This is a genomic window from Streptococcus sanguinis (genome assembly GCF_019929145.1).
Classification (GTDB): Bacteria; Bacillota; Bacilli; order Lactobacillales; family Streptococcaceae; genus Streptococcus; species Streptococcus sanguinis_U.
The window spans coordinates 221,724-248,548 of record NZ_JAHZOW010000001.1 but is presented as its reverse complement, the minus strand read 5'-3'; the positions used below and the strand labels follow the sequence as shown (position 1 = coordinate 248,548).

Genomic DNA, 26,825 nt, shown 5'->3' with positions numbered 1-26,825 from the left:
AAGACTAGCAATTTTGCTAGTCTTCTTTATTTTATTTTTCTTCTTGATTATCAGTTTCAGCAGTCTTTTCTTCTTGACCTTCTGTCGCTTCTGCTCCGAAGTCAATGATGATTTCTTCTGAAGGTTCCTCTTCTTCCTCTTGGAAGATCACAGGCTCTTCCTCTGCAAAGTTACTTTCTTCTTTATCAAATTTTTCTTTGATTTCGTTAAACTTATCTTGCGAGTAGTCCACGACTGATTTTGTCGTTTCTTTGACAGATTCGATGACTGTTTCAGTTGTAATCTCGCCTTTCTCAACTTTTTCCTTGGTTTGTTGAATTGCGCTGACAGCTTGATTTGAAAAGTCTTTAGCAGACTGAACGACAGCTTCGTGGATATCATCAGGATTTTCTTGGTATTCCTTAACAAAGTCCCGAACCTTATCTGTCGTTTCCTTTCCTTTCTTACTGGTCAGAAAATAGGCAGCAGCTGCACCTGTAACGGCGCCCAATAACAGTGATGAAAATTTTCCCATAATAGACCTTCTTTCTTATTTTTTAAACAATTTTGAAGCAAAACGCAAAGCAGATAAACCAGCTGTTGTCTTGACAGATCCCTTGCCAACAGACACAGCTTTTTTACTCAGCGTGCGCGCCTGAACGTTTAAATCTGAAACAGACTCAGACAGGTCCGCTACAGCTGTAAACAAAGGATCAATAGTTGCGACTTTTTGATTGATGTCGTCAGTTAAGACATTGACCTTGGCCAGCAAATCATTGGTTTGGTGAAGGGTCACGTTGACATCAGAGGTCAAGACCTTAATGGTATTTTCTGTTTCATCTAGCATCTTACCAGCTTTTTCGCCCAGATTTTTGACAGTAATCGTCAAGTAAATCACGAAGATAATGAGGGCAACCGCCAGTAAAGCATAAGCAATTTCAATTATCATATTTCTCTCCTTTCATCGCAGACATCTCTTAGAAGAGTCAACGGATCTATTATTTCTTATTCTTGATAATAAGGGGCTTTCATTTTTCTTTGGTAAATGATGATGCCAATTCCAACAAAAATAAGAATCAGCGACAGCCATTGGGAAACACGCAGACCAGCAAACATGAGACTGTCCGTCCGCATTCCCTCAATGATCATCCGACCAAATCCATACCAAATCAGATAGAAGGCGGCGATTTCTCCCTGTCTCAGCAACTTAGGCCGACGGCGGAGAACAATAATCAAGATAAAACCAAGTAGGTTCCATAGAGATTCATAGAGGAAAGTTGGCTGTCTGTAGCTGCCTTCGATATACATATTTTCCCGAATAAAGCTAGGCAGATAGTCCAAACTCTTAACTGCCGCACCATAGGCCTCATGGTTGGCAAAATTTCCCCAGCGACCAATACTCTGGGCAATCATCACACTTGGTGCTGCGATATCTAGAAAATCGACTGGGTGAATCAGCCTTCTCCGACAGAAGAAATAGAGAACGATAGCACCAGCTATCAGCCCACCGTAAATCGCAATACCTGCTATTCCACCATTCCAAAAATCAATGATTTTTATCAGATTCTTACCGTAATAATCCCATTCGAAGGCTACGTAATAAAGTCGGGCACCAACGATAGCTACGGGAAAAGCCACTAGGATAAAATCCAAAATGTCATCAGGAATAATCTTCCGACGCGGAGCCTCTTTCATGGCAAGATAAACGGCTAATACTAAGCCTGTGACAATACAGATGGCATACCAGCGAATACTGATAGGCCCTAGTTGGATAGCTACTGGATCAATCATGTTTCACCTCATTCCGGCTAATTAAATCGGTGAGGCGCTCTTCAAAGATCTTAGTAGCATCATAGCCCATTTGCTTAGCTCGATAGTTCATCGCTGCAGCCTCAATTACGACCGAGATATTGCGACCAGTCTTTACAGGAATCCGAATACGTGGAATTCTGACACCGGCAACCTCCAACTCCTCTGTATCATTACCTAGACGGTCAAAAGTTTTTTGAGTATCGTAATTCTCCAAATAGACAGCTATCTGAACTTGAGAAGAATCTTTCACAGCACTGGCTCCGTATAAGCTCATGACATCGATGATACCAACACCACGAATTTCCAATAGGTGGCGCAGAATTTCAGCTGGCTCTCCCCAAAGGGTCACTTCATCCTTGGCATAGATATCCACTCGATCGTCCGCAACCAAACGATGGCCACGCTTAACCAATTCAAGTCCTGTCTCACTTTTACCAATTCCACTGTCCCCTTGGATGAGAACTCCCATGCCATAGATATCCATCAGAACCCCATGAACACTGGTTCTCTCAGCTAGCCGAGAATCAAGATAACTGGAAATTTCTCCAGACAAGCGGCTAGTAGAGGCTTTGCTTCTAAGAATAGCAACCTGCTTCTCATCAGCCGCATCAATCATTTCTTTAGGAATCTCTAAATTTCGAGCAATGATAACCACCGGCGTCTCAGGCTGGAACATTTTCAGCAGTACTTGATGGCGATTATGAGAGCTCATCTTCATCAGATAAGACCACTCTTTCATCCCAATCAGCTGTATCCGCTCGGGTGTATAAAAATCAAAATATCCAGTCATTTCAAGTCCAGGCCGAGAAATATCTGAAGTTTTAATTTCTTTCTCCAGTAAAACTTTATCTCCGTACTCCTGAGACAGACGAGACATTTTTAAGAGGTCTTTGACCTTTACTGACATTGTCTTCTCCCTTCAAATTTGTCTGCTTCTATTATAGCAAATTTTTACCTCAAAAGAATCTTTAAGATTGATTTTAGGTCGAAAAAATATTTTGATTTAAATCAACTTTTTAGTAAAAATAGAAAAACAGCCATGGTCTTAGTCAAGCAGGCTGTTAAGAATCTTCTTTTGGTTATTAAAACAAGGATGGTTTTCTACAAAATCTGGGACCTCTTTCAGAGGCAACCAGACATGGGCATCTGTTTCGCCTTCCTGATAGCGGACTTGACTCTTATCGCCAGATACAACCACTTCAAAATAGTCGAAATGGCACTGATCTTTGATAGAGCACACCTGCTCCAAAAGTCTGATGCTGTCAGGAACCAAGCCTGTTTCTTCTTCTAATTCACGTAAGGCGGCTGTCAGACTATCCTCTCCAGCCAGCACACTGCCACCTGCTCCGAACTCATAATAGCCAGGATAAAGGCTTTTATTGGCTGATCGCCGCATAAAGAGAATATCACCATCCTGATGGCGAACCAAGACATTAACACAGAGATGAAACTGTCCTTCAGGAATTTTTTCTCCTCGAACCAGGAGATGAGGGAGTTGATTTCGATTTAAGTCATAGGCATTCCAAACTTCTGTCATATTTCCTCCTTGAATAAATTGCTAATATTTTGGTGATGTTTTTAAGTGTCAATTTACCTGGTTTTCTATCCTGCTTCTTTTTTAGATTTTATCTAAAAGAAGCAAGCAGAAAATAAATCACGGTATAGAAATGTCTTACTAAAACATTCCCTACTTCAAGTAAAAAATCGGGAGTGCATCCCGAAATTTTCTATTTTATTAAGAATTACCAAAACCAGCCGTCTTTATCGTCTTCGATAGCTTCTGCTTCTTTTCGTTTGCGCGGGCCGGTTCCATACATTTCTTCTTCTATGTCTTCTTTATAGGGCATAACCATAGCTAGCAGGATATAGATGAGAATTCCCAAGCCGAAATTGACCACAGTAAAGATAATAAAGAGGAAGCGCACCAAGCTCAGATCAAAATCAAATTTATCACACAGACCGGACAAGACACCGGAAATCAGTCGATTCTTTTTCAACTTATAGAATTTCACGTTCATGATAGAGACCTCAATGATCATATTTACTTTATTCTACCACATTTCACAGAAAAACAATCGGGCCAAAGGCTGATTATGGATTAGAATATTCATTCTTTTGAAAAAGAGAGTTCTTCAAGGAACTCTCTCGCTAATCTATCAAGCTTTCTCTGACAAACGGAGCTTGCCCATACAGCGTCCGCAACGGTATTTTTGAAGATTGACTCTACGTCTACGACGGATAAGTGCTCCGCAGCTCAGGCATTCATAGACGAGAAAAGATTGCGAGTCGGACAAGGAAGGAGCGTAGCGCAGACCATCAACTTGCTTGAGCAGTTCTTTAAAATCTCTATCCCCATGGCGGTATCCTTTACCCTGATAATAGAGGTGATAGTGAGCCAGCTCATGGCGAACAATTTTTCGGAAGGTCTCCAGCCCAAAAGTTTCATAGATTTTTGGGTTGAAATCCAAATGACCATCTTTAGGAAAGAAGCGTCCCCCTGTAGTGCGGAGACGCTTGTTCCAATAAGCTTGGTGGCGGAATTCCCAGCCAAAATCCTCAAGCGAAACCCGCTTGACATAGTTAGTTAGATTCATTTGGTGCTATCAGAGAGAGGTTGACCTTCTCCCGCTCCACATCCAGTTTATCCACCCAGACTGTGACTAAGTCGCCAACAGATAGGACCTGACTAGGGTGCTTGATATAGTCCGTGCTCAGCTTGGAGATATGAATAAGACCGTCTTCGTGGATACCGATATCCACAAAGGCTCCAAAATCGACAACATTCCGGACGACTCCTTCCAGCTTTTGACCGATGCGCAGGTCCTTGATATCCAAGACATCCTGCCGCAGAACTGGCGCGTCAAAGGAATCACGCAAATCTCGGCCAGGCTTGAGCAGATCCGCAATAATATCTTTGAGGGTTTCTTCTCCCAAGCCTAGCTCTGCAGCCAAACTAGCAGTCTGAACAGCTTTTAACTTAGCTTGGGCAGCTTCATCCAAACTGCTGATTTCCAGACGCTTAAAGAGCTCCTCCACTGCCTTATAAGACTCTGGGTGAACGCCTGTATTATCCAGCAGGTTATCACTTTCAGGAATACGCAGGAAGCCGGCTGCCTGTTCAAAAGCCTTTGCGCCCAGACGCGGCACTTTCTTGATGGCCTCGCGAGACCGAATCAAACCTTCTGTTTCCCGATACTTGACAATATTTTCTGAGATAGTTTTATTAAGACCAGCTACATGGGCCAGTAGGGCAGGACTGGCGGTGTTGATATTGACCCCGACTTGGTTAACCACGGTATCAACGACAAAGTCCAGACTTTCGGATAGTTTTTTCTGGCTGACATCATGCTGGTACTGACCAACCCCGATCGACTTAGGATCAATCTTAACAAGCTCTGCCAAAGGATCCTGCAGACGGCGGGCAATGGAAATAGCTGAACGCTTTTCAACAGTCAAATCTGGAAACTCATGACGAGCCAGTTCACTAGCAGAGTAGACAGATGCACCGCTCTCATTAACGATAACATAGCTGACATCTGGATGGGATTTCAAAACTTCCGCTACAAAGGCTTCGCTTTCTCGGCTGGCAGTGCCGTTTCCGATGGCAATGATTTCCACGCCAAACTGCTCAATCAGATCTGACAACTCTTTCTTAGAAGCTTCAATCTGAGCTGGTTTTGCTGGTGGCACGGGATAGATGACATGGGTCGTCAGCATCTTGCCTGTCGCATCAACAACAGCCAGCTTGGCTCCTGTTCGAAAGGCTGGGTCAAAGCCCAGTACTACGCGGCCTTTGAGAGGGGCAATCAGGAGAAGATGGCGGAGATTATCTGAGAAGAGCTGAATCGCTCCATCCTCAGCGGCCTCAGTCAGCTCGGTCCGAATACGGCGCTCCATGGCTGGAATGATTTTCTTTTTAACAGCTTGCTGGACAGCTTCGATAATATAGGCATTTTTCACCTTGAAACGTACTTCAAAGAAGCGCAGGATCTTCTCAAGATTGTGCTCAAAACCAACCTTGAGAATACCTAGCTTCTCACCACGGTTAAGAGCCAGAGTCCTGTAGCCTTGCATAGTCGCTACTTTTTCAGAAAAATCATAATAAATTTGGAAGATCTGCTTTTCATCCAAATCACCGTCTTTGAGACTGGATACGATAGAAGAATTGGTCTGCATCTCATGGTAGGTCCAAGCCCGCAGCTTAGTATCTTCGGAAATTGCTTCAGTCAGAATATCCACTGCTCCAGCTAGAGCAGCTTCTGCTGTTGGAAAGGCTTCACTAGTCAGTTTCTCTGCTTCTTCCTGTAGATTAGCCGCATCCTGTAGGATGAAGCGGGCCAAAGGAAAGAGACCTGCTTCACGGGCAATAGTAGCCTTGGTACGGCGCTTCTCCTTATAAGGCAGATAAAGTTCTTCCACATCGGCCAGCTTTTCAGCAGCCTCAATCTCAGAGCGCAACGCATCCGTTAGTTTGCCCTGCTCCTCAATTTTAGCTAAGACCGTCGCTTTACGCTCTGCCAAAGCAGTCATGCTCTTATCTAAGTCAATGATCGCCTTAATCTCGACCTCATCCAGATTTCCTGTCATTTCCTTACGGTAACGAGCAATAAAAGGAATCGTATTTCCTTCAGCGGTCAGATCTAGGACCTGTGATACTTGGCTTTCTTTAAGGCCCAATTTCTGGGCAATTTTTTCAATATTTATATTTTCCATAACAATCCTATTATATCACAAGTACTTTGAAAGATAGGCCTTTTTAGAACTATTTAGTACTATTTGTACAAAAAAATTTAGGCTAAATCAGCGACAAAGAGTCTCTTATGTTTCAAAATTTCATTTTTTGATAATTGGTAGTATAATAGAATTATTATTTTAGAAATGAGGTGCCTTTATGGCTGTTAAATTTACTAGATCAGACGATTTGGACAAGATGTTCGAGGAGTTTGCGACCCTGCCCAAGATGGAAAAGGTAGAGTTCCCTGAGGAAGACAAGAAAAAATCTAAAAACGAGAAGGATAAGAAAGAATGAGCTTCTTCTCTCAGCTGCCGGCCAGTGTCCTGCAAGCTGGTGCCATTTTTCTCTCCATTATCATTGAGGCCCTGCCTTTTGTCTTGATTGGAAGTATTATTTCTGGCTTTATCGAGGTGTATGTCACGCCAGACAAGGTTTATCGTTTCCTACCCAAGAACAAATGGGCTCGGATTTTCTTTGGAAGCTTGATTGGTTTTGTCTTCCCTTCTTGCGAGTGCGGAATCGTCCCTATTATCAATCGGTTTCTTGAAAAGAAAGTTCCCAGTTACACGGCTGTGCCTTTTCTGGTAACGGCTCCAGTCATCAACCCCATCGTGCTCTTTGCGACCTACTCAGCCTTTGGTAATTCCTTCCGAATGGCTCTGCTTCGTGCTTTAGGTTCTATGGTCGTGGCTATTCTTTTAGGGATTTTTCTGGGCTTCTTTGCAGATAGCAATATCCAAAAAGAAAATCGCAAGGCTGTTCATGAGCATGACTTTTCACATCTCAGCAAGGGACAAAAGCTTTTTCAGGTCTTTGTGCAGGCCATTGATGAATTTTTCGATACAGGCCGCTATCTGGTCTTTGGCTGTCTCTTCGCCAGCCTGGTACAAGTCTATGTGCCAACCAGAATCCTGACCTCTATCAGCTCGACACCGGCTGTCGCTATTCTCCTGCTCATGCTGCTGTCTTTCCTGCTCTCACTTTGCAGCGAAGCTGATGCTTTCATCGGAAGCTCCTTGATTGCTAGCTTCGGCTTATCGCCAGTCTTAGCTTTCTTGGTCATTGGGCCTATGCTAGATGTCAAGAATCTGCTGATGATGAAAAACTACTTTAAGACACGCTTTATCTGGCAATTTATCAGCCTAGTTACCGTCGTCGTCTTTCTTTACTCTTGGCTTGTGGGGGTAGTGCTATGATCCGATTTCTAATCTTAGTCGGCTACTTTGAGATCACCATGTATCTGCAGCTGACAGGCAAGCTCAACCAATATATCAATCTCCACTACTCCTATCTGGCCTACTTGTCTATGATTCTGTCTTTTATCTTGGCAGTTGTGCAGCTCATCATCTGGATGAAGAAGATGGAGGTCCACAGTCATTTAAATACTCGCTGGGCTAAGTTAGGCAGCGTGATGCTCCTTGTCATTCCGCTTTTTGTGGGAATTTTCTTTCCAACTGTTACCTTGGATTCGACAACAGTTTCGGCCAAAGGATTTCATTTCCCGCTGGCTGAGGGAACTTCAACTGCTATTCAGCAGGACGAAGGCACAACCAGCCAATACCTGAAGCCAGACACCAGCACCTACTTTACCAAAGGGGCTTACGAAAAAGAAATGCGGGCAGCCGCCAAGAAATATGTCAAGCAAGATACCATTCAGGTCACAACTGAGAACTACATGGAAATCATGGAGGTCATCTATGATTATCCCGACGAGTTTGTAGGCAAAACGCTGGAGTTCACCGGCTTTGTCTACAATGACCCCAGCGACCAGAAGAGCCAATTTCTCTTTCGCTTCGGTATTATCCATTGTATCGCCGACTCAGGTGTCTATGGCCTCTTGACGACTGGAAATACCCAGCATTTCGAGAATAATACCTGGATTCATGCCAAGGGAAAAATTACCATGCACTACCATAAAAGTTTGGGGCAAAGCCTGCCAACTCTAGAAGTTGAAAGCTTTGATAAGGTAGAAAAACCGGACAATCCTTACGTTTATCGGGTATTTGAATAAAGAAAACGAGGCTGGCACAATCGTGTCTTAGCCTCATTTTTTATCTTTGAATATGTTTCAAGCAGCGGTCAATTTCTTTCTATTTATCTCCCTTTTCAGAAACCGAATTTCTGAATACAATCTTTAGAAAAATTGTGATAAAATAGAGACATCATTTAGAAAATAGGTATCAGGATGTCTTCAAAAGTTATTGTTACAATTTTCGGAGCCAGCGGTGACTTGGCTAAAAGAAAACTCTATCCATCCCTCTTCAGGCTCTATAAGTCTGGCAATCTTTCCAAGCATTTTGCAGTCATTGGAACAGCCCGCCGGCCTTGGAGCAAGGAGTATTTTGAGTCTGTCGTTGTCGAAGCAATCGCTGATTTAGCTGACAGTCCAGAGCAAGCCCAAGAGTTTGCCAGCCACTTCTACTATCAAAGCCATGATGTGCAGGATACCGATCACTACATTGAGCTACGCAAGCTTCAAAGCCGACTCAATGAGCAGTACCAGGCCGAGCACAATAAACTCTTCTTCCTGTCCATGGCTCCGCAATTTTTCGGTACCATTGCCAAACACCTCAAGTCTGAAAATATCGTAGACGGCAAAGGCTTTGAACGTTTGATTGTCGAAAAACCTTTCGGGACAGACTTGGCAACTGCCAGCCAACTTAACGAAGAACTCTTGGCGGCCTTTGATGAAGAGCAGATTTTCCGTATTGACCATTATCTAGGCAAGGAAATGATTCAGAGCATCTTTGCTATCCGCTTTGCCAATCTTCTCTTTGAAAATATCTGGAATCGTGACTACATTGACAATGTCCAGATTACCTTTGCCGAAAAGCTAGGTGTCGAAGAACGTGGTGGCTACTATGACCAGTCCGGTGCTCTACGAGATATGGTTCAGAATCATACCTTGCAGCTCCTGTCACTCTTAGCTATGGACAAGCCGAAAAGCTTCAGCAAAGAGGACATTCGGGCAGAGAAAGTCAAAGTTTTTGAACGCTTGGTGCAGCCCGACAAAGATGACTTAAAACGCTTCTTTATCCGCGGTCAATATAAGTCTGGCACGGTCAAAGGTAAGAAATACATCTCCTACCGGAGTGAGCCTAATGTCAATCCTGACTCCATGACTGAAACCTTTGCTTCAGGAGCTTTCTTCGTAAATAGCGAGCGTTTCCGTGATGTTCCATTTTTCTTCCGGACTGGTAAACGCCTCACTGAAAAAGGCACTCTTGTCAATATTGTCTTTAAGCAGATGGAGTCTATCTTTGGTGAGGAATTAGCACCGAATGTTCTGACCATTCATATCCAGCCGACTGAGGGCTTTTCACTCAGCATGAATGGCAAAGAGGTCGGCGAGCGCTTCAGCTTAGCTCCTCTCTCTCTGGACTATCGAACAGACGCAACAGCTAGTGGTGCTTCCCCTGATCCTTACGAAAAATTAATCTTTGACGTCCTTAACAATGACTCAACCAACTTCAGCCACTGGGATGAAGTCCGCTCCAGCTGGGAGCTGATTGATCAGATTGAAGAGCTATGGCGTAGCAACGAAGTGCCTCTTCATGAGTATCCTGTCGGTTCTATGGGACCAGATGCTTCTTTTGAACTCCTTAGAGAATTTGGAGCTGACTGGCAGTGGTCTCCAAACAAATAAATTTTAAAAATTGTTCATAAAAAACCAGTACTCGTACTGGTTTTTTGTTTTATACCAAGCCTTCAAGCAGGCCTTTCATAAAGTTCTCTGAGTTGAACTCACCAATATCATCAATCTTTTCTCCAAAGCCAATCAGCTTCACTGGAATATCCAATTCCTGACGAATGGCTAGTACAACCCCGCCTCGAGCTGTTCCATCAATCTTTGTCAGTACAATTCCTGTGACTGGAGTGATTTTAGAAAATTCCTTGGCCTGAACCAGAGCATTCTGACCAGTTGAAGCATCGAGAGCTAGGAAAGTTTCATGTGGCGCTTCTGGATCCACCCGCTTAATAATACGGCCAATTTTCTCCAGCTCTGCCATGAGATTGTCCTTATTTTGCAGGCGGCCAGCCGTGTCAATCATAAGAACATCAACCTGCTCTGCCTGAGCACGCTCCATACCGTCATAAACCACGCTAGCAGGATCGCTCTTCTCAGGCCCCGTTACTACTGGAACATCTACGCGCCGACCCCATTCAGCCAACTGAGCCACCGCTCCAGCTCGGAATGTATCTGCTGCTACCAACATGACTTTCTTGCCTTTTTGTTTGTACTTATAGGCTAGTTTACCGATAGAGGTCGTCTTACCGACCCCATTGACCCCAACAAAGAGCATGACAGTCAAACCGGTTTGGAAATTGATTTTTTCATTAAAGCGGCCATCTTTCTCATAAATGTCCACCAATTTTTCAATAATCAGCTGGCGCAGAGCAGCTGGTTTTTTAGCATTTTCCAGACGGGCTTCATAGCGTAGTTCCTCAGTCAGACTGGAAGCCACTTGAACTCCTACATCACTAGTGATGAGCAACTCTTCCAAGTCTTCGAAGAACTCTTCATCTACTGAGCGGAAATTGGCAAAGAAGGCATTGAGTCGTGCTCCAAATCCTGTCCGAGTCTTCTTTAGGCTGCGGTCATATTTTTCCTGAGTAGATTCCTCTTGAGGAAGTTCAGCATGGTCTTCTGTAGCGGCTGCTTCTGATTCTGTTAGTGACTCCTCAGCTGTTTCTGGCTCGAACTCATTATTTGAATCAGTTGCCACCTCGTCATAAGAAACTGCTTCATGCTCGGTATGAGATGATGCTTCATCCGAAAGATCCGTTTGTTCAACAAGTTCTTCTACTATTTCGTCAACATTTTCAGACTGGTGCTCTTCTAGAGTTTCTTCAGTCTGACTTGCTCCTTGAGCCACTTCTTGATTTTCTGCAATAATTTCTCTTTCATGCTCTGGCTCCTTGCTTTCTTCTTGGATAGCTTGAGATGCTGGCTCTTCAACATCAGCTAAACTATCTTTTGTATCCGAAATTTGGTCATCAAGTTGCTGCTCGTCCTGATAGGACTGAACAGCTTCCGCTTCAAGATTTTCTCCTGCTTCTGGAGCAGGCGCTGTTTCTTCTTCAAGCTCGTCAATGTTTTCCAATGCTTCCTTGACAACTTCTTCGATCGGTGGTTCTTGCTTTTTTCGGCCAAAAAGGCGATCAAATAATCCCATCGGCTAATCCTCCTTTAGTATATATTCTTCAATAGCCCAAGCCACTGCATCCTCATCATTAGTCATAGGTGTCACCACATTGGCTGCTTCTTTGACGATGGCTACTGCATTCTGCATGGCTACTCCCAGACCAGCCCACTCAATCATAGACAGATCGTTGGCTTCATCACCACAAGCCATGACCTGACTTCTCTCAATGCCTAAATGAGCAATTAGTTTCTCCAAACCATTAGCCTTATGGACATTTTTAGGGGACCACTCCAGCAGCATTTCTCTAGATTTAAAAATCTCATAGCGCTCAAATAATTCCGGTGAAATTTGCTCAATAGCCGCATCCAGTGGTTCTTGAGCATAAGCAGTGACACATTTGTTATAAGTCTGCTGGCTGGACAAATCACTAAAATCAATGGACTCAAAGGTCAGAGCAGGATTGAACTGAGCATAAAGCGAGTCTTGATCGGATTGAATCTGATAGACAAGTCCTTCGCAGATAGCATCAAGAGGGATATGGAGCTTGTCTGTTTCCTCGTAAATCCGGGCTACATCATCATAAGAAAATACCGTTTTATCAAGGATTTCTCCAGTGTTGCGCTGAACAAGACCACCATTAAAAGTAATGGTGTACTCATCCTCTCGACTGTCTGTTCCCAGCTCATGCAGGAAAAAGTCCATGGCTTTGAGGGGGCGGCCAGTAGTCAGAACTACCTTAACTCCCTTGGCCTGAGCTGCTTTTAAAGCCGCTAAATTGCGCTCAGAAATCTTCTTGTCTGAAGTCAGGAGAGTTCCATCCAAGTCCAGAGCAATCAGTTTTATATCTGCCATTATAATCCCTCCATGTAAGTGATAACCGACTGAGCATCATGGTGACCAATGACTTCCTTGGCGACTTCTAAAATCTCAGGACGAGCATTTTCAGTCGCGATCGGATAGCCAGCCACCTGCATCATGTGCAAATCATTGAGATTATCACCAAAGACCATAACCTGAGAAAGATCTATGTCTAGCTTCTTGGCCAACTCGACAATGGCAACACCCTTATCCACATGGTCCAGAACGATGTCAATGGACTTGTAGCCGGTTGTCATGGCCTTGACTCCGTCGATATTCTCATTGACCCAAGCTTCACCAGCTGCGACTTGGTCCTCAGCAAAATTGGTCGTAAACTTGAAAATATCATCATCGATATCAGCAAGACTAGCTACTTTTTGAATGTTTTCATTATAATGAGCACTGAAAGAAAGATAGGTCGGATCCACAGTCTCCAAGACATAGCAGGCACGTTTGCCTGTCAAAAGCAGCTCGTTGACATTGACATAGGGAGATTCCTGCAGCTTGTCAAAAACCTTGAGGTAAAAGTCCCGTGGCATGGTTGCTTCATAGAGATCCTCGCCGTGAAACTCAACTAAACTGCCGTTTTCAGCAATAAAAATAATCTCATTGCGTACTTCCTCAAATAGCTTTTCCAGCGACAAGAGGCCGCGCCCACTGGCTACGGCAAAGTACATATCTTTTTCTTTAAAGCGAGCCAAAACTTGCTTGAGACGGTCCATATCAAACTGACCTTTACTGTCTAAAAAGGTGCCATCCATATCCGTTGCTACTAATTTTATACTCATGTTACATACTTTCTAAATCTTTTAACTTGACTGAGACAATCTTGGAAACGCCAGACTCCTGCATGGTAACTCCGTAAATAGAGTCTGCAGCTGACATGGTTCCCTTACGGTGAGTGACCACGATGAACTGACTGTCCTTATCAAAGCGATTGAGATAATCCCCAAAGCGTTTAACATTGGCCTCGTCCAGCGCTGCTTCGACTTCGTCCAAGATGACAAAAGGAATGGTCTTAACGCGGATGATAGAGAAGAGCAGAGCCAAAGCCGACAAGGCCTTCTCACCACCGCTCATCAGATTGAGCGACTGGATCTTCTTGCCCGGTGGCTGCACGGAGATTTCTACACCTGCCGTCAGCAAGTCTCCCTCCGTCAATATCAAGTCTGCTGAACCACCACCAAACATCTGACGGAAAGTCACCTTAAAGCTTTCACGAATGGCTTCAAAGGTCGATTTAAAGCGTTCCTTGACTTCGTCATTCATCTCTTCAATCGTCTCTAAGAGCAAATTTTTAGCTGATAGGACGTCGTCTCGTTGCTCGTTGAGGAAGTTCAAACGGTTGCTGACTTCTTCAAACTGCTCAACTGCTTCCAGATTGACCGGACCTAAAGCTCGAATGGCTTTTTCCAGATCCTTAACTTGGCTTTCAGCAGCTGGTAAACTTTCTAACGGACGAGCCTGGCTGCTTGCTTCATCGAAGCTCATCTGATAGTCATCTGTCAGATTGCTTGCCAGACGGCGCATGACATCCATGAGCTTATCCTTTTCTGCCTCTGCCTTGGCCTGCCGGCGAATCAATTCTTCATTTTGATGGCGGGCTTGCTCCAAACGACTGGCAATATCGTCAGACTGACCTTCTAGATCTTCAAGCTCAAATTTCAGACGAATCAGTCTTTGATCTAGCTCAGTCTTTTCTTGCTTGGCTGTCTCTAATTGCTCTTCCAGGATTGTAATATCCACTTTCTGCAAGCTGGACTGCTCCTTTTGCTCCATCAAGAGTTCCAAGGTTGCCTGCTCTTTTTCAAGGCTGGCTTTTTCCTCGGACAGTCGTTCCAAGTCATTCTTTTCAAAGCGTTGGTTGGAGGTCAGCTCTGTTCGCTGGAGCTTGAGTTCAGCAAGGCGAGAGGAAAGTTTGTCAAAACGAGCCTGAACTGCATCTTTGTTTGACTTAACCTGCTCTATTTCTACAGTGATATCCATTTTTTCTTGCTCAATCTCAGTCAAGCGGGCCTGCAGTCGGTCTTTCTCTTCTGAAATATCCAAAGCAGACTGACCAGCCAACTCCTGCTCCTGTAGATTTTTCAGACTTGTGAGTTCTTCTACACGCTTGGCTAACTGTTCATAGGCTAGATTAGCCTTTTGCTCAGCCAAGCGAGCCTGCTCACCGTCTGTCTTGATTTGTTCCAATACCTGCTTGGCCTGACTTAGCTGGTTTTGCAGAATTTGTACTGCTTCTTCCTGCTCTTTCAAGCTGACATTTTTCTGCTTAATCTCTTCAAGCAAAGCATCTAACTCCGGCTTGATAAAGATAGTATTGTTATTGCGGTTGGCACCACCAGCATAAGAACCGCCAGTCCGAAGCTCTGTTCCATCCAAAGTCACCATGCGAACCTGATAGCGTACTTGGCGAGCTGCTGCTCGGGCATGCTCCACTGTATCAAAAATAGCGGTCGTTCCCAGCAGATTTTGAAAAATGCTGTCTAATGAAGATTCATAGCTGACCAAGGAAGAAGCCAGTCCCAGAAAACCAGCACTTTTTTCAATCGTAGCACGGTTATGGTCAGGCAGCTGACGCGGCTTGATGGTTGTTAAAGGCAGGAAGGTTGCCCGGCCAGCTCGATTTTTCTTCAGAAATTCGATAGCCCGAGTCGCAGCCGCCTCATCTTCCACGATGATATTCTGACTGCTGGCTCCCAACGCAATTTCCAGCGCTGTCTGATAGTGGGGATCGAAGCTGAGTTTTTCGCTGACTGCTCCAACAATGCCACCCAGTCGGCCAGCTTCCTGCAGCACACTCTTGACCCCAGCATAGAAATTGCTGTGATTTTTGAGAATGGCTTCCAAGCTATTGGAACGCGCCTGCTTGTTTTTAAGGTCGTCCAAAAGCTCAAACATCTTAGACTGCTGATGCTTATAGTCTGCATCCAACTTCTCTACTAACTGAACCTGACTTTGGTAGTCAGCCAGTAGGCCCTTGAGGGCTTGGCGAGCAATTTCCAACTCCTCCAAACCAGCCTGCTCCTGAATCTGACTAGCCTCCAAATCAGCCTGTAGCTTAGCATAGTCTGCCTTCTTGCTCTCAGCCAATTTAAGCTCGCTAGCCAGCTGGCTCTCCAGAGAAGTCAAGTCATTAGAAAGATTTGCCTCTTCCTGCATGAGCTTGACATACTGCTCACGCAGATGCTCAATCAGCTGGTCTGGATCATCTGAAAAGTCTGCTAATTCTGCTTCCAAAGCAGCGATGGACTGCTCATTGTCACTCAGTTTGGCAGCTATTTGGCTCAATTCAGCCTGCTTGTCTTCTATGTTGCTTTCTATCTGAGCCAGTTTTTCTGACAAAGCAGCCAAACGCTCTTCATTTTCCCGACGGCTCGTCGCTGCCTGACTGGACTCCAACTTAGAAAGGTCAATCTGACGCTCCAAATCACTGATTAAGCGGGTCAATTCCAGCAAACTAGCTTGATCATCAGACAAAGTTTGATTGAGCTCATGGCGCTTGGCCTTCAAGGTTTGGTTTTCAACTTCCAGTTCATCGCGCTTGCTATAGTAGGCTGCTAGCTCCTGCTGGATATTCGTTAAATCTTCTTCAGCCTTGATCAACTTTTCCTTATTAGCTGTCAGCTGTGCGACCAAAACATCCAAGTAAAGCTCTCGGCGCTGGCCATCCAGACTCAAGAAGCGCTTAGCAGTTTCAGCCTGCTTCTCCAAGGGTTTGACCTGGCTCTCCAGCTCGTAGATAATGTCTTCCAGACGGTCCAGATTATCCTGGGTTTGACTAAGCTTGCTTTCCGTTTCTTTGCGGCGCGTCTTATACTTAAGCACTCCAGCCGCTTCTTCAAAGATTGCCCGGCGTTCCTCCGGCTTGCTGTTAAAGATTTCCTCGACCTTCCCTTGGGAAATAATGGAGAAGGAATCTCGTCCCAGCCCAGTATCCATGAAGAGATCGTGGACATCGCGCAGACGGACTTTTTTGCCGTCAATCTTATACTCACTGTCACCGCTGCGGTAAATATGACGCTCCACCCGAATCTCATTGGCAGCATCCTTGATAAATTGGTCACTGTTGTCCAGAACCACTACCACTGATGCGTAATTAAGAGGCTTGCGGGTTTCTGTTCCCGCAAAAATCACATCGGGCATCTTGCCGCCCCGCAGACTTTTCACACTGGACTCTCCCAAGGCCCAGCGCAGGCTCTCCGTAATATTGGACTTGCCGGAACCATTTGGCCCAACAACCGCTGTCACTCCCTGATCAAAGACAACTTTAGTCTTATCAGCAAACGACTTGAAGCCCTGAATTTCAATTTCCTTTAAAAACATGAAGAACTTTCCTTTTCAAATGCGTTTTTAGCAGCTTCCTGCTCGGCCAGCTTTTTAGAACGCCCCTGGCCTTGACCGGACTTGCGGCCATTGATGAGAACAGCTACCTCAAAATTTTTGGCATGAGCCGGTCCTGTTTCAGAAACGACCTGATAGGCAATTTCCACATCACCATTAATCTGCAGCAACTCCTGCAGCTTGGTCTTATAGTCCGTCACCCGCTCAAAATCTCCCGCTTCCACCTTAGGAATCATGACTTGATAGAGAAAGCTTTTGACTGCTTCCACACCCTTATCTAAGAGCAAGGCACCTAAAAAGGCCTCAAACAAATCTCCTAAAATCGTATCACGATTCCGGCCGCCAGACTTCTCCTCTCCGCGTCCCAGCTTGATAAATTGATCAAACTGACAATCACGGGCAAAGCCTGCCAGGCTCTCCTCCCGAACAATCATGGAGCGCAGCTTGGACAAGTCGCCCTCTGGTCTCTTAGGATACTTGGTATAAAGATACTCCGAAATAATCAGTTGCAGAACAGCGTCTCCTAAAAATTCCAAGCGTTCATTGTGTGAAATTTTTAAGAGGCGGTGCTCATTGGCATAGCTCGTATGGGTAAAAGCTGTTTCCAACAAGGTCTCATCAGAGAAAACCAAGTCAAACTGCTCCAGCAATGCTTTTTTCAAATTTTCCATTACTATTTTACATCATGCTGACTTCAGTCAGATAAGCAGCATGATACCTTTTCCTTTCCAAAGATATACAGTCTCTATTATAACAAAAAACAGGCGCAAACGCACCTGCTGACAGTGATTTCTATTCCTTATCCGGAATTACTTTAAACAAATAATAGGTGATAAAAATGGTCAGACCCAACAGACCAATCTTGACCCAAATAATAGGCGCTAGAAAAATGGAAATGCCCATCAAGATATAGATGGAAACGATGATCTTTTTCTTACGCTCCTTGGCAATCGTTCCTGTCTCTCGAAAATCTGCCACATAGGTCTGATACATCTTTGTATGATAGAGCCAATTCTCAAAACGCTTTGAACTGCGCGAAAAGCAGGCAATGGACAATAGAAGAAATGGTGTCGTAGGCAGGAGAGGCAGAAAAATCCCCAAAACTCCTAACCCTAAAGATAAGAGACCTACCACAAAGTAAATTGGTCGCATACAAGCTCCTTTGCAAAATAAAACCGTTACTTTTTAAATATATAATGGATACCGCACTAGAGCAAGAAAACCAAACCTTTCGGTCTGGCGTTTAAATACTCGTCAAAGGCGTTGCGGTATCAGGCGAGGTATCATAGACTTGGAAGTCGTGACCGACTGCCATATCAGCTTGAGCCAGTTGATTGACCATGGTCATGTGAGCTAATTCCTTGATATTATTTTCCTTACTGAGATGTCCCAGATAGATTCGCTTGGTGCGATTGCCTAGAGTCCGAATCATGGTCTCCGCACCGTCTTCATTGGACAGGTGACCCATATCCGAAAGAATCCGCTGCTTGAGACTCCAAGGATAGGCGCCGCTGCGGAGAATTTCAATATCATGGTTGCTCTCAATCAGATAGCCGTCGGCATTTTCGATAATCCCAGCCATCCGGTCACTGACATAGCCCGTATCCGTCAGCATGACAAAGCTTTTGTCATCCTTCATGAAGCGGTAAAATTGTGGACAGGCTGCGTCATGACTGACACCAAAGCTCTCCACATCCAAGTCTCCAAAGGTCTTGGTCTTGCCCAATTCAAAGATATGCTTTTGACTAGCATTCAGCTTGCCCAGGTCCTTTTCCATAGCCTTCCAAGTGGCCTCATTAGCATAAATATCCAGATGATACTTGCGAGCCAATACACCAACACCATGAATGTGATCCTTGTGCTCATGGGTCACTAAAATAGCATCCAAATCCTCAGGCTTGCGGTCAATTTCGCCCAGCAAGCTCGTAATTTTCTTGCCTGATAAGCCAGCGTCAACCAGAATCCGCTTTTGGTCTGTTTCCAGATAGAAACAATTACCGCTTGATCCTGACGCCAGAATACTGTATTGAAATCCTTTAGTCATGTTTACTTTCTATATATCATCTTCATTATCCCAGTCGTCATCCCGAACACCATCATTCTCATAAGGCAAGACAATGGTAAAGGTCGAGCCCACACCATACTCACTCTTAGCCCAGATAAAGCCCTGATGCTGCTTGACAATTTCCTTGGCAATAGCCAGTCCTAGACCCGTTCCGCCTTGGGCACGGCTGCGTGCCTTGTCCACTCGATAAAAGCGATCAAAAATCTTAGGCAGGTCCTGCTTGGGAATCCCCAGACCTTCATCCGCAATCGAGAGAATCAACTGCTCATCCGTTGTCTTGATGGAAACAGTAATGGTTCCACCATCCGGCGAATACTTGATAGCATTGTTCATGATATTATCAATCACCTGGGTCAGCTTATCTGTATCAATCTCTACCCAAATCGGTGTTATAGGATAATCACGGATAATCTCATATTTCTTAGTTTCGTCTTGATTTTTTATCTTGTCAAAGCGATTGAGGATAAAGGTGATAAAGGCCGTGAAATTCGTCAGCTCCACTTCCAGATGACTGGTCTCATTGTCAATACGGGACAGACTAAGCAAGTCCGTTACCATCCGCATCATGCGGTTGGTTTCATTGAGCGATACCTTGACAAAGTCTGGCGCTACTGGCTCAGACAAGGCTCCCTCATCCAGGGCTTCCAGATAGGACTTAACACTGGTCAGCGGAGTCCGCAACTCATGGCTGACGTTAGAGACAAAGAGACGACGCTCCCGCTCCTCCTTGTCCTGCTCTGTCGTATCGTGCAAGACAGCTACCAAACCAGAAATGAAGCCCGACTCCCGCCTTACCAAGGCAAAGCGAACCCGTAAGCTCAAATACTCACCATTTTCATCCTGAGAATCTATCGTCAGCTCAGGTACATTGGTAATCAGGTCCCTCAAATCATACTCGTCTGAAATCGAAAGCAGATCCAAAATACTCATATTTTGGACCTCATCTCTCTTAACTCCCAACTGCTTGGTTGCCATATCGTTGATAGTGATAATCTGCCCCCGACGGTTGGTCGCAAGCACGCCATCTGTCATATAGGACAGGATACTGGAAAGGCGTTTGGTTTCTTGCTCAAGGTTTTCATGTGTCAGTCGAATGACCTCTGAAAGATCATTGATACTGTTGGTCATATCTGTGATTTCCGGACTGCCCTGCATGTCCAGCACTTCAGAATAGTCCCCTGCAATCAAATCTTTAACCTTCTGATTAAGCTGTACAAGCTTTTGGTTATCGCGGCGATTTTCCAATAAAAGCAAGGCAACAACTACAATGAAGCCGATAATAATGATTGCAAAGACAAAATCCGCAGAAATCACAAATTGTTTAATTGCTTCAATCATTATTTCTCATATAATAGCCAACTCCGCGGCGAGTCAAGATATACTCAGGTCGGCTTGGCGTATCTTCAATCTTTTCACGCAGGCGGCGGATCGTCACATCCACTGTACGGACATCGCCAAAATAGTCATAGCCCCATACTGTTTCCAGCAAGTGCTCACGTGTCATCACCTGGCCAATATGTGTCGCCAAATGGTGAAGCAACTCAAACTCACGGTGGGTCAGCTCCAGCTCCTTGCCATGCTTCTTAGCAACAAAAGCATCTGGCAAAATCTGCAGTTCTCCAATGGTCAACTCGTTCGGGCCACTTTCTTCTACTTGGTTTTCCACAACAAGGTCTGCCCGACGAAGAAGTGCCTTGACACGCGCCTGCAGCTCACGATTTGAGAAAGGCTTGGTCACATAGTCATCAGCACCAATTTCAAGGCCGATAACCTTGTCAAACTCACTGTCCTTAGCAGACAATACAATAATCGGAACATTGCTGGTCTTGCGAATAGTCCTAGCAACTTCCAGTCCGTCCACTTCTGGCAACATCAAGTCCAGAATCAAGATGTCTGGCTGTTCTGCCTCAAACATTTCCAAGGCTTCCTTACCATCAAAAGCAGTCAAAACCTCATAGCCTTCCTTGGCCATATTAAACTTAATAATATCTGAGATTGGTTTCTCATCATCTACAACTAATATTTTCTTCATATGTTCACCTTAACATAAGATTGGGATTCAATCAACTCCATGATAGAAAAGTTGTGACATAGTCAGCTAAGTCGTCCTGCATCAAAACGTGCAAAAGGCAATCTAGTTTGCCTAGCTAGACTCCCAATCCAATTTTATTTATTTATATAGTCTTATTATACCAAAGTTTTCTTAAAAAACACTAATTCAAGCCATTTTTATTCCACATTTGTAGAAAATGGACAATTCTCATCCCAAAAAAAATTTTTCTCTGAATGAAAATACTCATTTTTATTCAATTTGACAGTTTATTTATTCTATGGTAAAATCTATGTCATATTATCTAACATAAAGGAGAAAGATATGGCTTTAGTTGAATTTAAAAATGTCGAAAAGTATTACGGAGATTACCATGCTCTGCGCAATATCAATCTCAGTTTTGAAAAAGGGCAAGTAGTTGTACTACTGGGACCATCCGGCTCAGGAAAATCTACTCTTATCCGTACAATCAACGCTTTAGAAGGCATTGATCAGGGGAGCTTGATCGTCAATGGCCACGAGGTCGCAAACACTGCTGCCAAAGATCTGGTCAACTTACGCAAAGAAGTCGGAATGGTCTTTCAACACTTTAATCTTTACCCCCACAAAACGGTGTTAGAAAATGTCACTTTGGCGCCTATTAAAGTTCTAGGAATGGATAAACAAGAAGCTAAAAAAATCGCTCAAAAATATCTAGAATTTGTCAACATGTGGGACAAGAAAGACTCTTACCCAGGCATGCTGTCCGGTGGACAAAAGCAAAGGATTGCCATTGCCCGTGGATTAGCCATGCACCCTGAGCTCCTGCTCTTTGATGAACCGACTTCTGCCCTGGACCCTGAAACAATCGGGGATGTTCTGGCTGTTATGCAAAAATTAGCCAAAGACGGCATGAACATGATTGTGGTCACACACGAAATGGGCTTTGCCCGTGAGGTAGCTGACCGCATTATCTTCATGGCAGACGGTGAAGTGCTGGTGGATACTACTGATGTTGATGCTTTCTTTGACAATCCTACCGAACCTCGTGCTAAGCAGTTTCTCAGTAAAATTATCAACCATGAGAGTGATAACGTTCTTTCTTAAAAAGGAGAAGACCTATGAAACTTAAAAAAATACTCATCAGCCTACTCTTACTCCTTCTGACTCTAGGCTTTATTAATGCTGTTCCTGCACAAGCTGATTCCAGTACCAGCCAACAGGTCAAGGCCATCCAAAAACGCGGTGTCCTCAATGTCGGTGTCAAGCAGGATGTACCTAACTTTGGTTACCTCAATCCAGATAGCAATACTTACAGCGGTCTAGAAATCGATATTGCAAAGAAGATTGCTAAGGAACTAGGCGTCAAAATCAACTACGTTCCAGTTACCGCACAAACCCGCGGACCACTTCTGGACAACGGACAAGTTGACATGGTCATTGCGACCTTTACCATCACAGATGAGCGTAAGGAAATCTATAATTTTACAACCCCTTACTACACAGATGCTTCTGGTTTTCTAGTTAATAAATCCAGCAAAATTACAGACGTCAAGGACTTGAATAACAAGACTATCGGCGTCGTCCAAGGCTCTATTACTCAGACCTTGCTGGAAGAAATCGCTCAAGAGAAAAAGCTCAACTTCAAATATGTGGAGTTAGGCTCCTACCCGGAACTTGCTGTTTCCTTGCGGGCTCACCGTATTGATGCCATTTCTGTTGATAAGTCCATCCTGACCGGCTATGTAAGTTCCAAGTCAAACATTCTGGATTACAGCTTCAAAAAAGCCGATTATGGTGTGGTAACAAAAAAATCCAATACTCAATTGAATGACTATGTAGATGGCCTAATCTCTAAATGGAAGGAAGACGGCAGTCTACAGAAAATTTATGACAAATATGATTTAAAACCATCTGCTTCAACAGATGATTAGAAAGGAGACCCCATGAGTTTTAGTATTTCTTCTTGGCAGGCCTACTTTGCGGACTTTGGCAAGTTTTTCCAAGGATTCCTCTTTACCTTAGCTATTTCTATCGGTGCCCTGACCTTGGCTCTTCTACTAGGGATTTTCTTTGGAGCTATCAGCACAGGTAAGCGCAAAGTTCTACGTGGTCTAGCTCGTGTTTTTGTTGAGTTTTATCAGAATACACCACTCTTAGTGCAATTTGTAATTGTCTTTTACGGTCTTCCGCTAGTCAGCAATTACACCATCATGCCCTCAATCTATTGGACTGCTGTCCTTTGTGTAGGACTGTATCACGGTGCTTATATCGCCGAAGTCATCCGCTCAGGTATCCAGTCCATTCCTCGCGGGCAGACCGAAGCTGCACTATCTCAGGGCTTTACCTATGTAGAAACTATGCGATATATCATCCTGCCCCAAGCTTTTCGGATTATCCTGCCACCGTTAATCAATCAGGTCGTCAATCTGATAAAAAACACTTCTACCGTCGCTATTATCTCTGGTATGGATCTGATGTTCGTGACCAAGTCTTGGTCTGCTCTGAACTCCAACTACATCCCAGCATTTGCTGGAGCAGCTCTGCTCTACTTCCTCCTTTGCTTCCCAATCGCTAGCTGGGGACGAAAGGTAGAGGAAGCCAATAAACAAGCTTACAGCATCTAAGGAGGTCTCTATGGAAAATATTTTAAAAGTCTTAACCGCAACCAACCTCCTCTTTATCCTTAAGGGGCTCTGGCTGACGCTGCAAATTTCTTTCATTTCCATTGTCCTATCCACGATTTTTGGAACTATTCTAGCCGTCATGCGAAATGGAAAAAATAAACTGCTCAAACTGATTGCCAGCATTTATATCGAATTTGTCCGTAATGTACCCAATCTGCTCTGGATCTTCACCATCTTTTTAGTCTTTCAGATTAAGTCAACGCCAGCCGGTATCATCAGTTTCACTGTCTTTACTTCTGCTGCTTTGGCAGAAATTATCCGAGGCGGCCTTAATGCCATTGACCCAGGTCAGACTGAAGCTGGCTTATCTCAAGGATTTACCCAGTTTCAGATACTGCGTTATATCATCCTACCTCAGGCTATTCGGAAAATGCTGCCAGCCATCATTTCTCAGTTTGTCACAGTGATTAAGGATACCAGCCTGCTCTATTCTGTTATTGCGCTCCAAGAACTCTTTGGTTCTGCTCAAATTCTAATGGGGCGCTATTTTGAAGCTGAACAGGTCTTCGCGCTCTATCTGTTAGTAGCAGCCATCTATTTCCTGATTAACTTCGCCATTTCCAGCTTCTCGCGCAAGCTATCCCAACGCTGGGCCCAAGCTGCGGAATAGATAGCTCAAATACAGAACTACTTTCTAAAAGTTGAGTTTACCAACTCAGCTTTTTTATTTTTAATATTTGTGGTAGAATAATATCAAAGGATAGACAAGGAGAACGATATGAAAAAACTAACATGGCTTTTCATCACTTTCTTATCACTAATCTTTCTCAGCGCCTGCGGTCAGCACGCTAGCTTTCAAGGAAAATGGAAAGCTCAGAAAGCAAACGGCGAGGACATTGACATTGTCTTTAATGGCAAAACAGGCAAGCTAGGCGATAAAGAATTTCACTATAAGATAGATAAGTCAGGCTATCAAGACAACACCAAATATTACAGTATTACTGTCAGCGATACCTATCACTACACCATCCTTTTCCCAGATGATGATATGAAAATAGCTACTCTTCTAGAACCTGATGACCCGTCTAGCGACCCTCTCTATGGGGAAATGCTCTATGCTATGAACCGAAATGAGTATCCTGATTTTGATGATTATGTGGATAAATACTTGAATTAAGATAAAACTTGCTAACATAATTAGTTAAAGAAGTTTCTACCTACAGATAGAAAACAATTAAACCCGAGCTAATTGCTCGGGTTTAATTGTTTTCTAATGAGTTCTACTTTTCAAGGCGGGATTTGCTGGCAATGTCTGCTAAGATTTGCTCTACAAATTCGTCTACTGGTATTGTATGTGTTTCTTTTTGACCGTAGCGGCGGACATTAACAGTACCATCTTCTACTTCCTTGTCACCAACGATGAGCTGATAAGGAATCTTGCTAGTTTGTGAAGCACGAATCTTGTACTGCATCTTTTCATTGCGCTCATCCACATCAGCACGTACACCCTTGTCGCGCAGCTTTTTAGCCACTTGCCAAGCATAGTCAATATGGGCTTCGTTAGAAACAGGAATCAAAGTCACTTGATGCGGAGCCAGCCAGGTCGGGAAGGCACCCTTGTAATTTTCAATCAAGATGGCTGTGAAGCGCTCCATGGTTGAGATAACTCCACGGTGAATCATAACTGGGCGATGCTCTTCACCGTCAGCTCCGACATACTTGAGGTCAAAACGCTCTGGCAAGAGGAAGTCCAGCTGGATAGTTGACAGAGTTTCTTCATTCCCTAGGGCTGTTTTGACCTGGATATCGAGTTTGGGACCGTAGAAGGCTGCTTCTCCTTCTGCTTCAAAGTAGTCCACACCCATTTCGTCCAAGGCTGATCGCAGCATGGTTTGGGCATTTTCCCACATCTCATCGTTATCAAAATACTTATGCGTATCCTGAGGGTCACGAAGAGAGAGACGGAAACGATATTCTGTCAAGTTGAAGTCAGCGTAAACGTCGATAATCAACTGCAGCGCACGCTGGAATTCTTCTTGAATCTGTTCTGGCGTTACAAACAAGTGGCCATCGTTCAAGGACATTTCACGTACACGTTGAAGACCAGTCAGGGCACCAGATTTTTCGTAGCGGTGCATCATGCCAATCTCAGCAATACGGATTGGAAGCTCACGGTAAGAATGAACGTGGTGTTTGTAGACTTGGATGTGGTGAGGACAGTTCATCGGACGAAGAACAAACTCTTCTCCATCACCCATATCCATGGTTGGGAACATATCCTCCTGGTAGTGCTCCCAGTGACCAGAAGTCTTATAAAGCTCCACAGAGGCCAAAGGCGGAGTGTAGACGTGTTGGTAGCCTGAAGCCAACTCTTTATCAACGATGTAGCGCTCCAACTCGCGACGGACAGTCGCACCGTTTGGCAGCCAGAATGGCAAACCTTGACCCACTTCTTGTGAAATCATGAAGAGATCCAGCTCTTTACCTAACTTACGGTGGTCACGTTCTTTGGCTTCTTCACGCATTTGCAGATATTTCTTCAGGTCTTTCTTGTCAAACCAAGCAGTACCATAGACCCGCTGCATCATAGCATTGTCGCTGTTCCCGCGCCAGTATGCACCGGCCACGTTCAAGAGGTGGAAGATTTGGATCCGACCTGTAGATGGAACGTGAGGCCCACGGCAGAGATCCACATATTCACCCTGACGGTAGATGGTCAAACCGCCCTCATCTTCTGAATGCTCTTCAATCAATTCCAACTTGTATGGGTCATTTTTGAAAATTTCACGCGCCTCATCCTTGGTCACTTCCTCACGGATGGATGGGAAGTTTTCTTTGACAATTTTCTTCATTTCCTCTTCAATACGAGGAAGATCTTCGTTGGAAATTTGCCCTGCTTCATTGTCCGTATCGTAGTAGAAACCATCCTGAATGGCAGGACCAACGCCCAAGTGAATATCTGGGAAAAGACGGCGAGCTGCTTGTGCAAACAGGTGGGCTGCTGAGTGACGCAAGATATCTAAAGCAGCTTCGTGGTCAGGTGTCACGATTTCAATGGCACCATCTTCAGTGATGGCACGAGTCGTATCAATCAATTTGCCGTTGAATTTACCAGCCAAAGCTTTTTTAGCTAAGGAATTGCTGATAGATTGGGCAATTTCAAAAGTTGTAACGCCAGATTCGAATTCACGAACAGCGCCATCTGGGAAAGTAATCTTAATCATGGTTT

General features: G+C 44.4%; 27 protein-coding genes. 9 read left to right on the top strand and 18 right to left on the bottom strand.

The window, feature by feature from the left end; all coding sequences use genetic code 11:
• Positions 1-31 precede the first annotated feature (31 nt).
• From K1I94_RS01260 to K1I94_RS01225, 8 genes are all read right to left on the bottom strand, one after another.
• Complete coding sequence (locus K1I94_RS01260) at positions 32-514, bottom strand: YtxH domain-containing protein (protein ID WP_002906111.1); 483 nt, start codon at positions 512-514, stop codon at positions 32-34.
• Between the two features lie 15 nt (positions 515-529).
• Complete coding sequence (locus K1I94_RS01255) at positions 530-928, bottom strand: DUF948 domain-containing protein (RefSeq protein ID WP_002894975.1); 399 nt, start codon at positions 926-928, stop codon at positions 530-532.
• Positions 929-984: 56 nt separating this feature from the next.
• Positions 985-1,770 (bottom strand): prolipoprotein diacylglyceryl transferase, encoded by a 786-nt coding sequence (gene lgt / locus K1I94_RS01250; protein ID WP_223314167.1) that lies wholly within the window; start codon positions 1,768-1,770, stop codon positions 985-987.
• The gene (gene hprK / locus K1I94_RS01245; RefSeq protein ID WP_002894971.1) at positions 1,763-2,698 is read right to left on the bottom strand and encodes an HPr(Ser) kinase/phosphatase; all 936 of its coding nucleotides are present in this window, start codon (positions 2,696-2,698) and stop codon (positions 1,763-1,765) included. Before hprK ends, lgt begins: the two co-directional genes overlap by 8 nt.
• Positions 2,699-2,836: 138 nt before the next feature.
• A complete protein-coding gene (locus tag K1I94_RS01240) occupies positions 2,837-3,328 on the bottom strand; it encodes an NUDIX hydrolase (RefSeq protein ID WP_161542925.1) in 492 nt (163 codons plus the stop codon).
• Between the two features lie 205 nt (positions 3,329-3,533).
• Positions 3,534-3,809 carry a PspC domain-containing protein gene (locus tag K1I94_RS01235; RefSeq protein WP_032907817.1) on the bottom strand — a complete coding sequence of 92 codons (276 nt, stop codon included), beginning with the start codon at positions 3,807-3,809 and terminating at the stop codon, positions 3,534-3,536.
• A gap of 138 nt (positions 3,810-3,947) precedes the next feature.
• The gene (locus tag K1I94_RS01230) at positions 3,948-4,385 is read right to left on the bottom strand and encodes a SprT family protein (RefSeq protein WP_002903144.1); all 438 of its coding nucleotides are present in this window, start codon (positions 4,383-4,385) and stop codon (positions 3,948-3,950) included.
• Entirely contained in the window at positions 4,372-6,504 is a 2,133-nt protein-coding gene (locus tag K1I94_RS01225; protein WP_223314166.1) for a Tex family protein, read from the bottom strand. Before K1I94_RS01225 ends, K1I94_RS01230 begins: the two co-directional genes overlap by 14 nt.
• Before the next feature lie 178 nt (positions 6,505-6,682).
• Between K1I94_RS01225 and K1I94_RS01220 the strand changes: the two genes are divergently transcribed.
• The 4 genes from K1I94_RS01220 (at position 6,683) to zwf (ending at position 10,172) form a co-directional block, all read left to right on the top strand.
• Complete coding sequence (locus K1I94_RS01220) at positions 6,683-6,820, top strand: SPJ_0845 family protein (RefSeq protein ID WP_002897213.1); 138 nt, start codon at positions 6,683-6,685, stop codon at positions 6,818-6,820.
• Positions 6,817-7,722, top strand: a complete 906-nt coding sequence (locus K1I94_RS01215; RefSeq protein ID WP_002909306.1) for a permease — start codon at positions 6,817-6,819, stop codon at positions 7,720-7,722. The genes K1I94_RS01220 and K1I94_RS01215 overlap by 4 nt, the downstream gene beginning before the upstream one ends.
• On the top strand, positions 7,719-8,537 hold the full coding sequence (locus K1I94_RS01210) for a TIGR03943 family putative permease subunit (protein ID WP_002897211.1): 819 nt from the start codon (positions 7,719-7,721) through the stop codon (positions 8,535-8,537). Before K1I94_RS01215 ends, K1I94_RS01210 begins: the two co-directional genes overlap by 4 nt.
• Positions 8,538-8,711: 174 nt before the next feature.
• Entirely contained in the window at positions 8,712-10,172 is a 1,461-nt protein-coding gene (zwf, locus tag K1I94_RS01205) for a glucose-6-phosphate dehydrogenase (RefSeq protein ID WP_223314165.1), read from the top strand.
• Positions 10,173-10,221: 49 nt separating this feature from the next.
• Here the strand turns inward: zwf and ftsY are convergent, their stop codons facing one another.
• The 9 genes from ftsY to yycF form a co-directional block, all read right to left on the bottom strand.
• Entirely contained in the window at positions 10,222-11,703 is a 1,482-nt protein-coding gene (gene ftsY, locus K1I94_RS01200; RefSeq protein WP_223314164.1) for a signal recognition particle-docking protein FtsY, read from the bottom strand.
• 3 nt (positions 11,704-11,706) lie between these two features.
• A complete protein-coding gene (locus K1I94_RS01195; RefSeq protein WP_223314163.1) occupies positions 11,707-12,525 on the bottom strand; it encodes a Cof-type HAD-IIB family hydrolase in 819 nt (272 codons plus the stop codon).
• Entirely contained in the window at positions 12,525-13,319 is a 795-nt protein-coding gene (locus tag K1I94_RS01190) for a Cof-type HAD-IIB family hydrolase (protein WP_223311677.1), read from the bottom strand. The genes K1I94_RS01195 and K1I94_RS01190 overlap by 1 nt, the downstream gene beginning before the upstream one ends.
• A 1-nt stretch (position 13,320) precedes the next feature.
• Complete coding sequence (gene smc / locus K1I94_RS01185; protein ID WP_223314162.1) at positions 13,321-16,857, bottom strand: chromosome segregation protein SMC; 3,537 nt, start codon at positions 16,855-16,857, stop codon at positions 13,321-13,323.
• Entirely contained in the window at positions 16,848-17,546 is a 699-nt protein-coding gene (gene rnc, locus K1I94_RS01180; protein WP_002903151.1) for a ribonuclease III, read from the bottom strand. The genes smc and rnc overlap by 10 nt, the downstream gene beginning before the upstream one ends.
• Before the next feature lie 121 nt (positions 17,547-17,667).
• Complete coding sequence (locus tag K1I94_RS01175; protein ID WP_002906095.1) at positions 17,668-18,027, bottom strand: YbaN family protein; 360 nt, start codon at positions 18,025-18,027, stop codon at positions 17,668-17,670.
• Positions 18,028-18,118: 91 nt separating this feature from the next.
• Positions 18,119-18,919, bottom strand: a complete 801-nt coding sequence (locus K1I94_RS01170) for an MBL fold metallo-hydrolase (RefSeq protein ID WP_223314161.1) — start codon at positions 18,917-18,919, stop codon at positions 18,119-18,121.
• A gap of 9 nt (positions 18,920-18,928) precedes the next feature.
• Complete coding sequence (vicK, locus tag K1I94_RS01165) at positions 18,929-20,278, bottom strand: cell wall metabolism sensor histidine kinase VicK (protein ID WP_223314160.1); 1,350 nt, start codon at positions 20,276-20,278, stop codon at positions 18,929-18,931.
• A complete protein-coding gene (yycF, locus tag K1I94_RS01160; protein WP_002894937.1) occupies positions 20,271-20,972 on the bottom strand; it encodes a response regulator YycF in 702 nt (233 codons plus the stop codon). The genes vicK and yycF overlap by 8 nt, the downstream gene beginning before the upstream one ends.
• A gap of 342 nt (positions 20,973-21,314) precedes the next feature.
• Between yycF and K1I94_RS01155 the strand changes: the two genes are divergently transcribed.
• The 5 genes from K1I94_RS01155 (at position 21,315) to K1I94_RS01135 (ending at position 24,773) form a co-directional block, all read left to right on the top strand.
• Positions 21,315-22,076, top strand: coding sequence for an amino acid ABC transporter ATP-binding protein (locus tag K1I94_RS01155; protein ID WP_002913381.1), 762 nt, complete (start codon positions 21,315-21,317; stop codon positions 22,074-22,076).
• 14 nt (positions 22,077-22,090) lie between these two features.
• A complete protein-coding gene (locus tag K1I94_RS01150; protein WP_049547962.1) occupies positions 22,091-22,903 on the top strand; it encodes a transporter substrate-binding domain-containing protein in 813 nt (270 codons plus the stop codon).
• A gap of 12 nt (positions 22,904-22,915) precedes the next feature.
• Positions 22,916-23,596 (top strand): amino acid ABC transporter permease, encoded by a 681-nt coding sequence (locus K1I94_RS01145; RefSeq protein WP_060975756.1) that lies wholly within the window; start codon positions 22,916-22,918, stop codon positions 23,594-23,596.
• A gap of 10 nt (positions 23,597-23,606) precedes the next feature.
• Entirely contained in the window at positions 23,607-24,266 is a 660-nt protein-coding gene (locus tag K1I94_RS01140) for an amino acid ABC transporter permease (protein ID WP_002899933.1), read from the top strand.
• Positions 24,267-24,374: 108 nt separating this feature from the next.
• The gene (locus K1I94_RS01135) at positions 24,375-24,773 is read left to right on the top strand and encodes a hypothetical protein (RefSeq protein WP_002899932.1); all 399 of its coding nucleotides are present in this window, start codon (positions 24,375-24,377) and stop codon (positions 24,771-24,773) included.
• 103 nt (positions 24,774-24,876) lie between these two features.
• Here K1I94_RS01135 and thrS read toward each other — a convergent pair whose 3' ends face one another.
• Complete coding sequence (thrS, locus tag K1I94_RS01130) at positions 24,877-26,820, bottom strand: threonine--tRNA ligase (RefSeq protein ID WP_223314159.1); 1,944 nt, start codon at positions 26,818-26,820, stop codon at positions 24,877-24,879.
• Positions 26,821-26,825 lie beyond the last annotated feature (5 nt).